Source organism: Galbibacter pacificus, from assembly GCF_029603165.1.
In the GTDB taxonomy this organism is placed as follows: Bacteria; Bacteroidota; Bacteroidia; order Flavobacteriales; family Flavobacteriaceae; genus Galbibacter; species Galbibacter pacificus.
Window position 1 is genome coordinate 157,223 of record NZ_JAQSVC010000005.1, and the last position, 13,393, is coordinate 170,615.

A 13,393-nucleotide genomic window follows, 5' to 3' on the forward strand; every position below is an offset into this window, starting at 1 on the left:
CGCTGATTGTTGGGATGAGCTACATTGCCTTTATGTACGCGCCTATTTTTGTTAGGCGGGTGCAAATATAAAAACAAATTTATCCGAATCAAACCAAACACGAAAAATATTTTTATTTAAAAAAATTGAACTAGTTAATTAGAAATAATTATATTGTCACTTTATAAAAAGATCAACGTATGGAAGAGAAAGTTAAATATGAATTAGAGTTCCCTATACACTCCTCACCTCAACTGCTATACCAATATATTTCTACACCCTCCGGGCTATCAGAGTGGTTTGCCGATAATGTAAACTCGCGCGGAGAGCTTTTTACATTTATTTGGGACGGAACCGAAGAACAGGCCAAGCTGGTAAGAAAAAAAAGCGGCGAACTGGTTAAGTTTAAATGGGTAGAAAGCGATGAAGATACGTTCTTCGAAATTAAAATCGTGGTAGACGAAATTACCAAAGATGTATCTTTAATGATTACCGATTTTACGGAGGAAGATGAAGTTGACGAGGCAAAAATGCTTTGGGAAAACCAAATATCCGACTTAAAACAAGTATTGGGGTCTGCTTAGGAATCCTTGATCATAAAAAGTATATTTGTGCCTTGAAATTTTCAAGGCACTTTTTTATGATAAATTTTAACGGGCAGCTACTGGAAAACAATGCCAATTTCTTAAACGGAGCGAATAGGGGGTTACGCTACGGAGATGCCCTGTTTGAGACAATACGGGTTGTAAACAACAAAATTTTCTTTTGGGAGCCCCATTATTTGCGTTTAATGGCATCCATGCGAATACTGCGGATGGACATCCCGATGAACTTTACCATGGAGTTCCTACAACAGCAAATTGAAAATACAATTGAAAACAATGAGTTGCAAGACCAAGCTGTAAGGGTCCGCTTTACGGTTTTTAGGGAAAATGGCGGCCTGTATACTCCTGCAACCAATAATGTGTTGTATATTATTGAAGCAAAAAAAATAGAAAACCCTTTTTATGTTTTGAACACGCAACCCTATGAGGTTGAATTATTTAAAGATCATTATGTTAACTCAGGTTTATTGTCCACTTTAAAGTCCAACAATAAAATTGTAAATGTTTTGGCAGGGATTTTTGCAAAAGAAAATGGCTATGACAATTGCTTGTTGGTCAACGAACATAAAAATGTAATTGAAGCGACAAACGGAAACTTGTTTTTGGTGAAAGGACATACCGTAAAAACGCCACCAATTACCGAAGGTTGCCTAAATGGGGTTTTAAGGAAACAATTAATCGATATCATTGAAAAAACCGAAGGCCTGGAAATAACAGAGGCAGTAATATCTCCATTTGAGCTTCAAAAAGCCGATGAGTTATTTTTAACAAATGTTATTTCGGGAATTACGTCGATAACCAAATACCGTAAAAAATTATATACAAACGAAGTGGCAAAACAACTTTTAGGAAGATTGAACGCTAAAGCACGGCTAATTTAACACGGGGTTTTCTGGGGCATTCGACCAAAGAAGGTAATCGCCGCCCAGTTCCAACATTTTTTCTTTCCAGAAATACATTGGTGCTTTTTTTATAATATTGCTTTTGTACTTGTTTTCTGAAACAACCCATGAATTACTGGAAAGCTCCTTTTCGAGCTGCATAATGTCCCAACCCGAATAGCCAAGGAAAAACTTAATGTCAGAGTCCTTAATGTCGCCTTGGTTGATAAGGTCGATAATCGTTTCAAAATCACCGCCCCAATATATGCCATTGGAAATTTCGATGCTATTGGATATAAGTTCCGGGATTTTATGTATAAAATAAAGATTGTCCTGCTCTACAGGGCCACCGTTGTATACTTTTAACGATTTGTTGATTTCGGGCACCAATTCGTTAAGCCTAAACTCTAATGGCTTGTTTAGAATGAAACCTATAGACCCTTCATCGTTATGCTCAGCGAGCAGTACTACTGACCTGTTGAAAGCTACATCGCCAATTATAGAGGGCTCGGCAATAAGCAAATGGCCTTTCTTTGGAGTTAAAGCAACCATAAGCAATCGGATTTTCTTTTAAATCTATAAAAAAAAGGTTAATCAACAAATATTTATGCTGCATTTTTTCGTAATAAAGCCAAAAAAAGCGTCTATTTAGACGCTTTTTATTCTCTATATTGAGCTATTTTTTATTAATTTACAGCACCTGCTAATTCTGCACCCGCTTTAAATTTAACTACATTTTTAGCAGCAATTTTGATAGTTTTTCCTGTTTGAGGATTTCTACCTTCCCTAGCAGATCTTTTAGATACTGACCATGATCCAAATCCTACTAAAGATACTCTTCCACCTTTTTTAAGAGTGCCTTCTACGCTTCCTAAAAAAGACTCTAATGCTTTCTTTGCTGCTGCTTTTGTAATTCCTGCGTCAGCAGCCATTGCATCGATTAATTCTGTTTTGTTCATAATTTAAAGATTTAAATGAATATACGGTTAAACATTTATTTAATTGCACCACAAATTTATACGGATTTACTTCTCACGCAAGTAATATCAATGGAAATACGGATTTTTGTTGATAACTTGGTCATATTGTTAATAAAGTGGAGCTTTTTTGTTCGGTTTCTCCAATCTCAATAATAATGCGGTCTTACAGCATTTTGGAATTTTTGTCAAATTCATATCCATTCAATACATTTTTGATATTCATTTTTCGTTTTCCGGGTAACTGTATCTCTTTCAGTAAGATAAATCCGTCATTTGTAGCAACATGTACTTCGTTCTTGTTCGCAAATACGCTACCGGCTTTTTCGTTGTGTTGTTTTATTTCTTTACCGGCTTTGTATATTTTCACATTAACGGCATTTTCCCCGCCATTTTCAAGGTAGGTCCAAGCAGTAGGGTATGGGCTTAGGCCTCTTATTAAGTTGTAAATTTCTTCGGTCGGGCTATTCCAGTCTATTTTTGTATTGTCTTTGTCTAGTTTGTATGCGGTTTTAAATTCGGCAGTTTGGGGCTGTATCCTTGTGCTTACAGTGCCATTTTGTATTTGTTGGAGTGTCTTTACAACAAGTCCGGCTCCCATCTCCATGAGTTTGTCATGTAAAACACCGGCGCTTTCATTGGGGGCAATGGTTGTTTCTTCCTGAAGGACAATAGCACCCGTGTCTATTTTTTCATCTATAAAAAAAGTAGTGACCCCCGTTTTCTTTTCGCCGTTGATAATAGCCCAGTTTATAGGTGCTGCGCCCCGGTAATCGGGCAACAAAGAGGCGTGGAGATTAAAGGTGCCGTATTTTGGCATGGCCCATACGGCTTTTGGGAGCATCCTAAAGGCCACCACAACTTGTACATTGGCATCCAGTTGCTTTAGTTCTTCTAAAAAAGCGGGATATTTTAAGTTGGTGGGCTGTAATATTTTGAGGTTTTGAGAGAGGGCATATTGCTTTATGGCCGATTGCTGTAACTTTCGTCCTCTTCCTGCCGGCCTGTCCGGTGCCGTTATAACGCCAACTACCTTATAATTGCTATTTATAATTTGTTTTAGGGTGGCCACTGCAAAATCGGGGGTTCCCATAAAAACAATTCGTAACTCTTTGCTCATCGTGTCTTTTCGTAATAGTTCCAGATGTCAAAGATACTTAGATTCGTATAAAATATGGTGTTGATGTAATGACTAGTTGAAAGAAAAAGCTGCTTGAGATTTATTTTACGCAATATTGGTTGTTGGCATTTATTGTAATTATTTCTTCAAAAAGAAGCGCTTTTAAAGCTTCTAGAATGTATGCTTCTTTAAACGTTATTTCTTCAACCAGCTCTTTGGAGTTTAGGGGCTTTTTTTGCAGGCACTTTAGAACTTCTTCCTGGGCTATGGCCAAAATATCTTTAGAAATATGTTCTTCTTTTTGTGTACAAACCGAACAAATTCCGCAGGGATCATTTGCATTTTCATCAAAATACCGCAACAATTGTATGCTTTTGCAAATAGTATTGTTATTGATATACGCAAGCACGCTTTCTACTTGTTGTGTTTTTAGTTTGTTTTGTTGTTCAATGTCTTTGGCAACCATATTAATGGTATTGTCGTCTTCCCTAGGGACCAAAAAGGTAATGCTGGCATCGGTGTCCGTGGCATCATAGGTTATAATGCCGTCTTTTTTTAGTTGTTCTAATGTATGGTGCACTTTTTCTTCAAAAGTATGGGCCTTTTTGGAAATCAATAAAGTATTTATATTGGTTTCCATGTCAAAAACACCGCCATAGGTCCTTAATATTGTTTGTACGATATTTTCTGCGGAAGGATTATTGTCCAAATAGTAAAACAACTGATTGTTGGTGCATATAAACTGTATGTTGCTTTTCTTTAAATGCATTTCGGTAAAACTAATGACAGAATGCCGGTCGAGCGCTCTAAGCCCGTTGTAGGTAAGCATGGTATTGAACTGGTACGTATGGCAAAACTGGTTAAAGTTTAGCGGGAATGTTTGATGAGTGCCTTCGCCATAGGGTATTTGGAAATAATTGTTCAGTTTTTTGTAAAGGAGTTTTAAAAATACAACACTTGGGAGCGTTTTAACAAACTGATTTTTTAGTTGAATTTCATCGCTGCTGTTTTTTAAGATAACGGCATATGCCTTTTCGCCGTTCCTTCCGGCCCTTCCGGCTTCTTGATAATAACTTTCAACCGATTCGGGAAAATTAAGGTGGACAATGGTTTCTACATCGGCTTTGTCTATTCCCATTCCAAAGGCATTGGTAGCTACCATGATTCGCGATTGGTCGTTGAGCCATGCATCGAGCTTTTTAGTTTTTTCGGCATTGGTAAGTCCGCCGTGAAAAAATGTGGCGGCCATGCCAACTTTATTTAAAATGTTGCTTGTTTCAACTGTTGCGCGCCTACTCCTAACATACACAATGGCCGGTCCCGGATGTTCTTTTAAAAGCTGTTCCAGCTTGTATATTTTATCTTCGCTCTCGCAAACTTGGTACGATATGTTTTTTCGCTGAAAAGTTTTTTTTATGGTCGAAGGGCTTTCCAGCTTTAAGTTTTCAACTATATCCTTGGCAACCCTTTTGGTGGCCGAGGCCGTTAAGGCAACCATGGGCACATTAGGAAAAAAATCTTTTAAAACAGCGCAGTTCCTGTATGCGGGCCTAAAATCGTTTCCCCATTGCGAGATACAATGAGCCTCGTCTATGGCAATAAGGTTGACATTCATGTTCTTAAGCCGTTCCTGTACTATGTCCTGTTGCAATCGCTCCGGCGATACATATAAAAATTTGTAATTTCCGTATATACAGTTGTCGAGAAGTGCATCGAGCTCCTCAAATTTTAAGCCTCCCGTCAGGGCTATTGCCTTGATCCCTTTGCTTTTTAGCGCATTTACCTGATCTTTAATAAGGGCAACCAACGGGGAAACAACAATGCAAATTCCATCTTTTGTCATGGCCGGGACCTGATAGCAAATAGATTTGCCGCCACCCGTGGGCAAAAGGGCCAATACATCTTGATTGTTCAAAATGGTATGGACAACTTCTTCCTGCGAATCCCTAAATGAAGAAAATCCCCAAAACTCTTTTAGAACCTCCCGCGGATCCTTTTTTAAACTCATTTCCTTGTTTTAGATAAAAAATACACTTTTCTGCTTTTTCAGATAAAAATAAATAAAATCTTATTGAATATTGTTAAGTATAAAACGGGCCCTGTAGTCAACAGTTCCGGTAGGGACTTCCGTTAGTTGGTAATTGTAGCGTTGGTATGCGCTCTTTAAAAACTTGTAAATTCGCTGGGCCTGCGAGAAACTTTCGTAACGTTCGTTATCCGAAGTATAAATTTCTTTCCACGGAGGAAGTAAAAAAACCTGATCGTAACGGTATTCTAGGCACGCTTCTTCAAAATAATCGGGATATGGGTCCTTTGTGTAATCCATATATGCCAGCACATCGGGGATTCCGCGATCAAAAAAAATGGTTTTTTCGGTATCCGGCACCAGTTTATATTGCTCGATACGGCCTTCCAATAATTTTTTGCTGAACAAAAGCGGGTCTGTTAAAAACAACTGTTCTATCCCTTGTGCCCTTGCTTCCAGGGTAACCTGACGTGATATTTCGGACATGCAATAATGCCCTTGACTTTTTAAAAAATCGACCACCGATGTTTTTCCGGTACCCGGCCCCCCGGTAATAACTATCTTTTTGTTTGCGTTCATCTGTAGCTTCAAAACGCAAAATAACTAAAAGCCAATGGATTTAAAAAATGAATTGCCGGGAGAATAAAAGCCCCAGGCTTCCTTTTTATTCTATGCTCCTTTTATTTCCTGTCCAACCCAATAATCATATTGGTGTTTATAAAACTGAAAAAACATATCTTTGCATAAAACGAAAAAAGCATATGAAGGATAAAAAAGAGGTTGAAGAATTTTATGCACGGCTGAAAAATGAACTGGACAATACAACAGAATGGCCTTCTCAATATTTGTATAAATTCATAGTCCCCACAGATCAAGAAAAGATAAAACAGATTGAAACGATTTTTGATAATACAGGGGCCGTCATCAGCACAAAAACGTCATCAAACGGAAAATATACAAGTTTGTCCGTTGAGGTAAAAATGAAAGATTCAGACGCTGTTATTGAAAAATATAAAGAAGTAAGTACGGTAGAAGGTGTTATTTCTTTGTAAATTGCTTTGATACAACGTAAAATTTGTTATTTTGCATGCCTATACATTGAAAAAGAAACTTCATTTAATAATTTCATTATATTTTGGTTGAAAATTTAGAATACAACAGTGAGCGTCCCAAACTTATTATACCCGAGTACGGGCGCCATATTCAGAAAATGGTAGATTATGCCGTCGAGATTGAAGACAAGGAAGAGCGAAACAAAGTAGCGCAGGCTATTATCGCCGTTATGGGGAACTTAAATCCGCATTTGCGCGACGTTCCAGATTTTCAGCATAAACTATGGGATCAGCTTTTTATCATTTCCAATTTTAAATTGGATGTGGATTCCCCATTTCCAAAACCAACAAAAGAATTGTTGGAGGAGCGTCCTGAGCCGCTGGAATACCCTCAAAACCATCCCAAATACAGGTTTTACGGTAACAATATCAAACGTATGATCGATGTTTGTGTAAGTTGGGAAGACGGCGATTTAAAGGACGGCCTTAAATTTACCATTGCAAACCATATGAAAAAAAGTTACCTTAACTGGAACAAAGATACCGTTGAGGATGATGTTATTTTTGCACATTTGTACGAGTTGAGCAATGGAAAAATAAACCTTGCCAAATGGGACGAAGACCTGGCAGAAAGCAAAAACTTGGTGCGTAACCGGAACAATAGCAAATCTAGAAACAATAATCCCAGAAAACATCACAACAAGGGGAGAGGTAAAAAAAGATATTAAAAAGCTTACTGGATTTTTTCATGGGAACTTTTAAAATAGAAGGTGGGGCTCAATTAAAAGGGGAGATTATCCCACAAGGAGCAAAAAATGAAGCCTTACAAATACTTTGCGCCGTATTGCTTACCAGCGAAAAGGTAACAATACACAATATTCCAAATATAATAGATGTAAATAAGCTAATCGACCTGCTTGAAAATTTGGGGGTTAAAATCCAAAAAATAGGCGCTTCTTCTTATACTTTTATGGCAGACGACCTACATTTAGATTATTTACAATCAGAACAATTTAAACAGGACGGCCGTGGATTAAGAGGTTCCATAATGATTGTTGGCCCACTATTGGCCCGTTTCGGGAAAGGTTATATACCAAAGCCCGGAGGCGATAAAATTGGACGCAGGAGACTGGATACACATTTTGAAGGCTTTATTAAATTAGGAGCCACTTTTAGGTATAACCGTGAAGAATATTTTTATGGTGTTGAGGCCAAAAAGTTAAAGGGTGCTTTTATGCTGCTCGATGAAGCATCGGTAACCGGTACGGCCAATATTGTAATGGCGGCTGTATTTGCCGAAGGAACCACGACCATCTATAATGCCGCATGCGAGCCATACTTGCAACAGTTGTGTTCTATGTTGAACAGGATGGGTGCAAAAATAAGCGGTGTTGGCTCTAATTTACTTACCATTGAAGGCGTAAAAGAACTGGGTGGAACAGAACACACTATTTTACCCGACATGATAGAAATTGGAAGTTGGATAGGGATGGCGGCAATGACACGGAGCGAACTGACAATTAAAAACGTTGGTTGGGACCATTTGGGGCAAATCCCAAATGTGTTTAGAAAATTGGGGATAACGGTAGAAAAACAGGATGACGATATCGTTATTCCGGAACATGCAGACGGGTACGAGGTGCAAAGCTTTATAGACGGCTCGGTGCTCACCATATCCGATGCGCCCTGGCCAGGTTTTACCCCCGACCTTTTAAGTATTATCTTAACGGTGGCCACGCAAGCACGCGGAAGTGTTTTAATACATCAAAAAATGTTTGAAAGCCGACTTTTCTTTGTAGATAAGCTTATCGATATGGGCGCAAAAATAATACTTTGCGATCCGCATAGGGCAACTGTAATCGGGCATGATTTTAAATCTACGCTCAAGGCTACCACAATGACTTCTCCCGACATACGTGCAGGGGTATCTTTGCTAATAGCGGCACTTTCGGCCAAAGGGACATCCACGGTTCATAATATCGAACAAATAGATAGGGGATATCAAAACATAGACGGAAGGCTAAAGGCCATTGGTGCCAAAATTGTGCGCATGGATTGATTTTTGGACTTTAAAAAATTATACAAAAAGCTCCTCTTCGAGGGGCTTTTTATTTTTATAATCAACAAAAAAACCATTTAGGGGTTGGATGGGTGCATAAAAAAACAAAGCTTCGGCAACTTTGCCGTTCTCTACTTTATAAAGGCACAATTCTTCCATTTCCTGCCTTCCAATATCGGCAAAGGTAATGTCGCTCGCCATTTTCACAACAAAAAAATGATCGGCAACAAGGGGATCGGAAATATATTGGTGGTGTATCTCAACAATATTATCCTTACTTTTTAAATATTCCCGAATGATGTTGTTTTTCCCTTCGGTAACATCATTGAAAACCGCATTCATTTCCTTGCTAACGGCATGTTCGTCGTAAAGTTCTTGATATGCTTGTAAATATGCTCCCTTCCTACAGAGAAGTATAAGTCGGTTGGCTATTTCTTGAGTTTTCATTGCTTTTCTTTTTTTGCGAAGATATATCTTCTTATAAAATAGCGGGTTAAGACACTGTTAACCGTAAATTATATTGTTTCAAAGAGAAAAAACATACATAAACAGAAGAAGCTCTAGTTTTCTCCATAAAAATATGTAATTTTACAAACCGTATATTTCCATAAAATATGAGTCAAAAAGTCTTGCTTTCCGCTAAAGAAATCAATATCATACTTCATCGATTGGCTTGTCAACTCATTGAAAATCATATAGATTTTAAAAATACCGTATTAATTGGTATTCAGCCAAGAGGTGTTTTTTTGGCCGAACGATTAAAAAAAATACTTACAGAAGATTATAATGTTGCCCATATAAAACTGGGGTATTTGGACATAACTTTTTACCGGGACGACTTTAGAAGGAGCGATAAGCCCTTGGAAGCCAACAAAACCAAAATCGATTTTTTAGTTGAAGATAAAAACGTCGTGTTTATAGACGACGTACTTTATACAGGAAGGAGTATAAGGGCCGCGCTAACCGCAATACAATCGTTTGGAAGGCCCAATGAAATCGAGCTTTTAACGTTAATCGATAGGCGTTTTAGCAGGCACCTGCCCATTCAGCCCGATTACCGGGGTAGGCAGGTAGATGCCATCAACCAAGAAAAGGTAAAGGTAATGTGGAAGGAACAAGAGGGAGAAGATAAAGTATATTTGATAAATAAATAGCCGCATACAATGAGCGAATTAAGTGTAAACCACTTACTGGGAATTAAATATTTAAATGAATCGGATATTCAGTTGATTTTTGAAACCGCCGATCATTTCAAAGAAGTTATCAACCGTCCAATAAAAAAGGTACCTTCACTCAGGGACATTACCATTGCTAATTTATTTTTTGAAAACAGCACAAGAACAAAGTTGTCTTTTGAATTGGCCGAAAAAAGATTGTCTGCCGATGTAATTAACTTTTCAGCGGCACAATCATCGGTGAAAAAAGGAGAAACGCTCATAGATACCGTAAACAACATCCTTTCCATGAAAGTGGACATGGTGGTTATGCGTCACCCGAATCCCGGTGCAGGGGTTTTCTTGTCTAAAAATGTAAAAGCAAGCATTGTAAATGCTGGGGATGGAGCCCATGAACACCCTACACAGGCTCTGTTGGACTCTTATTCCATTAGAGAAAAATTGGGCGACGTAAACGGGAAAAATATAGTTATTGTTGGCGATATTTTGCATTCAAGGGTGGCATTGTCCAACATTTTTGCCCTAAAATTACAAGGGGCAAATGTTAAGGTGTGCGGACCAAAGACTTTAATTCCTAAATTTATAACATCTCTTGGCGTAGAAGTGGAAACCAATCTTAAAAAAGCATTGGAATGGTGTGACGTTGCCAATATGCTTCGCGTACAGAATGAGCGAATGGACATAAGTTATTTTCCCTCCACACGGGAGTACACACAACAGTTTGGCGTTAATAAGGCCTTGTTGGATTCCCTGGACAAGGAAATTGTGATCATGCACCCGGGGCCCATAAACCGCGGCGTTGAAATAACAAGCGATGTAGCCGATTCTAAACAAGCTATTATACTTAATCAGGTTGAAAATGGGGTCGCTATAAGAATGGCTGTTATTTATTTATTAGCTTCTAAAATAAAACAGTAAGATTATGATAATAGACAGACAGGAAAATACTACTGTAATTACACAAGAAAATGTATCCTTGGGCAAGTTTATAGATCGGCTTGATGAATCTTACCCCAAATACAAGAACGATCATTTAATTTTGAATTTACTGTCGCTTAGTAAATTGACAGCAAACGATTTAATGGAATTTTTAGAACTTTCAAGGGATCATAGAAAAGCGGGCAAATCATTTGTAATTGTAACAGATACTGTAAATTATAATGATGTCCATGAAGAACTGGTGGTTGCACCCACACTAAAAGAAGCATACGATGTGATTGAAATGGAAGACATAGAAAGGGATTTGGATTTTTAAAAAGTATGCTAAAATACAGTGTATTGTATAAATAATGAGCGAATTAAAACTGCATATTTTAGGGTGTTACAGCGCTACGCCAAGAGCATTCACAAATCCAACGGCACAAGTATTGGAGATAAAAGGGCATCTGTTCTTGATAGATTGTGGCGAAGGAACACAAGTGCAGTTAAGGAAGCAAAAAATCAAGTTCTCCAGAATCAAGCATATTTTTATCTCGCACCTTCATGGGGACCATTTTTTTGGATTACCGGGCCTATTGTCTACTTTTAGGCTGTTGGGGCGGGATGCGCCCATGCACGTGTATGGGCCAAAAGGCATAAAAGAGGCCGTTGTTACCATGTTGAGGGTTGGCCATGCATGGACAAATTACCCGTTAATTTTTCATGAACTTACGGCAATGGAATCAGAAATAATTTTTGAAGATGAGAAGGTAGAGGTGCATACCATCCCGCTTACGCACAGGGTGTATACAAATGGTTTCTTGTTTAAGGAAAAGGAAGGCGATAGAAAATTGGACATCAATGCTGTTCTGAATTATAATATTGATAAATGCTATTATCAAAATATAAAAAAGGGAAAAGATGTGGTTTTGGAAAATGGCGAGATAATCCCTAATAATTTGCTTACCAACGATCCGCTACCGCCAAAAAGTTACGCTTTCTGTAGTGATACTTCCTATAACGAAACCATAATCCCTATTATTGAAAATGCAAATGCCCTCTATCATGAATCCACGTTTTTGGAGCCCCATGAAAAGCTAGCTAAGCAAACAGGGCATTCAACAGCTTTGCAAGCTGCCTCGATAGCTAGCAAGGCCAAGGTAAAGAATTTAATATTAGGACACTATTCTACCAGGTACAACAACATACAGGTGTTTAAAGAAGAAGCCGAACAACTTTTTAAACATGTGGAACTCGCCGAAGACGGAAAAGCATTTACTTTTTAAAATTGGGCATATGGAAAACGAGAAAGATTTAAGCGATTACCGAAAAGTATACAATAAAAAGGAACTTTTGGAAGCCAATATCCCGGACAGCCCCATGCAGTTGTTTCAAACTTGGTTTTACGAGGTGGAAAAAAGCGGTGGTATAGACGAGGCCAATGCCATGACGGTTTCTACCATTGGTTTGGATGGTTTTCCTAAAAACAGGGTAGTGCTGCTAAAAAAATTTAATGAGAACGGCTTTGTTTTTTATAGCAACTACAATAGTGAAAAAGGGAAAGCAATTGCAGCAAATCCCAATGTTTGCCTCTCCTTTTTTTGGCCCAATATGGAGCGGCAGGTAATTGTTAAAGGAAAAGCTGCAAAAATAGCCCCCAACCTTTCAGATGGATATTTTGAATCCCGTCCAAGAGGAAGTCAATTAGGAGCAATTGTTTCCCATCAAAGTGAAGTATTGGCCTCTAGGGAAGCACTGGAAGCTAAATTAAAAAACCTTGAAAAAGCATATCTGGGGAAAGAAATAACCCGCCCCGATTACTGGGGGGGGTATATTGTCTCTCCACATGCCATAGAATTCTGGCAAGGAAGACCGAATAGACTTCACGATAGAATAAGATTTATCTTACAAAAAAATCATGATTGGCTAATTCAGCGGTTAAACCCCTGATAAAACATGCATTTCGTCGATTTTTTAGGCATTTCATAGATGAGACATTTTGATATTTGCTAATTTAGCAAAACCAAATCTTAAAAAGAATCTTACTATGAATGCGCCAACCAAAGCCATGGTAGTTATTTTGCTACTGGTGTCTTATTCATCTTTCTATTCTTGTAGCCCAGATGAAATTGAGACCGTAGACGAACTGAATGCTGAAAATGCGGTTACATATATTAAAATTGAAGATGAAGTCCTCAATTTAATCAACGAGTACCGAATTGGTAAAAACCTTTCTCCTTTAGAAAAGCTCAACATAATATCTCAAGAAGCCAAAGTTCATACAGAGCACATGATTGCTGAAGATGAAATATGCCATCATTTTTTTGCAGACAGGGAACACAACCTTCATTATAACGCAGATGCAGTGGCTGTTGGGGAAAACGTAGGGTATGGCTATCATACGGCTAAAGGTATTGTTGAGGCTTGGCTGGAAAGCGAGTCTCATAAAAAAAACATTGAGGGAAATTATACAGCCATGGGCATATCGGCCATCCAAAATAAAAAGGGAGATTATTTCTACACTAATATTTTTGTAAGGCGTTAGTAGTTATTAAGCTGGGCTTGATTTTTCTGATTTTGTCAAAGTGCTTTCAGTTTAAT

17 protein-coding genes are annotated in these 13,393 nt (G+C 38.2%); 11 read left to right on the top strand and 6 right to left on the bottom strand.

What is annotated here, in order from left to right:
* Nucleotides 1-179: 179 nt before the first annotated feature.
* Entirely contained in the window at nt 180-563 is a 384-nt protein-coding gene (locus tag PSF86_RS14040) for an START-like domain-containing protein (RefSeq protein ID WP_277900723.1), read from the top strand.
* Between the two features lie 56 nt (nt 564-619).
* Nucleotides 620-1,465: an aminotransferase class IV gene (locus PSF86_RS14045; protein WP_277900724.1), complete on the top strand. Its 846-nt coding sequence runs from the start codon at nt 620-622 to the stop codon at nt 1,463-1,465.
* Here the strand turns inward: PSF86_RS14045 and PSF86_RS14050 are convergent.
* From PSF86_RS14050 to PSF86_RS14070, 5 genes are all read right to left on the bottom strand, one after another.
* Nucleotides 1,457-2,017 carry a YqgE/AlgH family protein gene (locus PSF86_RS14050; RefSeq protein ID WP_277900725.1) on the bottom strand — a complete coding sequence of 187 codons (561 nt, stop codon included), beginning with the start codon at nt 2,015-2,017 and terminating at the stop codon, nt 1,457-1,459. The two genes, PSF86_RS14045 and PSF86_RS14050, sit on opposite strands and share 9 nt — an antisense overlap.
* A gap of 134 nt (nt 2,018-2,151) precedes the next feature.
* Nucleotides 2,152-2,424, bottom strand: a complete 273-nt coding sequence (locus tag PSF86_RS14055) for an HU family DNA-binding protein (protein WP_277900726.1) — start codon at nt 2,422-2,424, stop codon at nt 2,152-2,154.
* A 184-nt stretch (nt 2,425-2,608) separates the two neighbouring features.
* Nucleotides 2,609-3,562 (bottom strand): methionyl-tRNA formyltransferase, encoded by a 954-nt coding sequence (fmt, locus tag PSF86_RS14060; protein WP_277900727.1) that lies wholly within the window; start codon nt 3,560-3,562, stop codon nt 2,609-2,611.
* Nucleotides 3,563-3,662: 100 nt separating this feature from the next.
* Complete coding sequence (locus tag PSF86_RS14065; RefSeq protein WP_277900728.1) at nt 3,663-5,570, bottom strand: RecQ family ATP-dependent DNA helicase; 1,908 nt, start codon at nt 5,568-5,570, stop codon at nt 3,663-3,665.
* 60 nt (nt 5,571-5,630) lie between these two features.
* Complete coding sequence (locus PSF86_RS14070) at nt 5,631-6,167, bottom strand: AAA family ATPase (protein WP_277900729.1); 537 nt, start codon at nt 6,165-6,167, stop codon at nt 5,631-5,633.
* A gap of 182 nt (nt 6,168-6,349) precedes the next feature.
* Between PSF86_RS14070 and PSF86_RS14075 the strand changes: the two genes are divergently transcribed.
* The 3 genes from PSF86_RS14075 to murA all read left to right on the top strand — a co-directional run bounded on the left by PSF86_RS14075 (nt 6,350) and on the right by murA (nt 8,699).
* On the top strand, nt 6,350-6,640 hold the full coding sequence (locus PSF86_RS14075) for a DUF493 family protein (RefSeq protein ID WP_277900730.1): 291 nt from the start codon (nt 6,350-6,352) through the stop codon (nt 6,638-6,640).
* Nucleotides 6,641-6,723: 83 nt separating this feature from the next.
* On the top strand, nt 6,724-7,368 hold the full coding sequence (locus tag PSF86_RS14080) for a DUF4290 domain-containing protein (RefSeq protein ID WP_277900731.1): 645 nt from the start codon (nt 6,724-6,726) through the stop codon (nt 7,366-7,368).
* Between the two features lie 20 nt (nt 7,369-7,388).
* Nucleotides 7,389-8,699, top strand: coding sequence for a UDP-N-acetylglucosamine 1-carboxyvinyltransferase (murA, locus tag PSF86_RS14085; RefSeq protein WP_277900732.1), 1,311 nt, complete (start codon nt 7,389-7,391; stop codon nt 8,697-8,699).
* A gap of 18 nt (nt 8,700-8,717) precedes the next feature.
* Here murA and PSF86_RS14090 read toward each other — a convergent pair whose 3' ends face one another.
* Nucleotides 8,718-9,146 (bottom strand): SnoaL-like domain-containing protein, encoded by a 429-nt coding sequence (locus PSF86_RS14090; protein WP_277900733.1) that lies wholly within the window; start codon nt 9,144-9,146, stop codon nt 8,718-8,720.
* Between the two features lie 167 nt (nt 9,147-9,313).
* Here PSF86_RS14090 and pyrR point away from each other — a divergent pair, with 167 nt between their 5' ends.
* From pyrR to PSF86_RS14120, 6 genes are all read left to right on the top strand, one after another.
* Nucleotides 9,314-9,853 (top strand): bifunctional pyr operon transcriptional regulator/uracil phosphoribosyltransferase PyrR, encoded by a 540-nt coding sequence (gene pyrR, locus PSF86_RS14095; RefSeq protein ID WP_277900734.1) that lies wholly within the window; start codon nt 9,314-9,316, stop codon nt 9,851-9,853.
* A 9-nt stretch (nt 9,854-9,862) separates the two neighbouring features.
* A complete protein-coding gene (locus PSF86_RS14100) occupies nt 9,863-10,792 on the top strand; it encodes an aspartate carbamoyltransferase catalytic subunit (protein ID WP_277900735.1) in 930 nt (309 codons plus the stop codon).
* Nucleotides 10,793-10,796: 4 nt separating this feature from the next.
* Nucleotides 10,797-11,129 (top strand): ribonuclease Z, encoded by a 333-nt coding sequence (locus tag PSF86_RS14105; RefSeq protein ID WP_277900736.1) that lies wholly within the window; start codon nt 10,797-10,799, stop codon nt 11,127-11,129.
* A gap of 34 nt (nt 11,130-11,163) precedes the next feature.
* Entirely contained in the window at nt 11,164-12,078 is a 915-nt protein-coding gene (locus PSF86_RS14110; protein ID WP_277900737.1) for a ribonuclease Z, read from the top strand.
* A gap of 10 nt (nt 12,079-12,088) precedes the next feature.
* Complete coding sequence (gene pdxH / locus PSF86_RS14115; RefSeq protein WP_277900738.1) at nt 12,089-12,742, top strand: pyridoxamine 5'-phosphate oxidase; 654 nt, start codon at nt 12,089-12,091, stop codon at nt 12,740-12,742.
* Between the two features lie 97 nt (nt 12,743-12,839).
* A complete protein-coding gene (locus PSF86_RS14120) occupies nt 12,840-13,337 on the top strand; it encodes a CAP domain-containing protein (protein WP_277900739.1) in 498 nt (165 codons plus the stop codon).
* Nucleotides 13,338-13,393 lie beyond the last annotated feature (56 nt).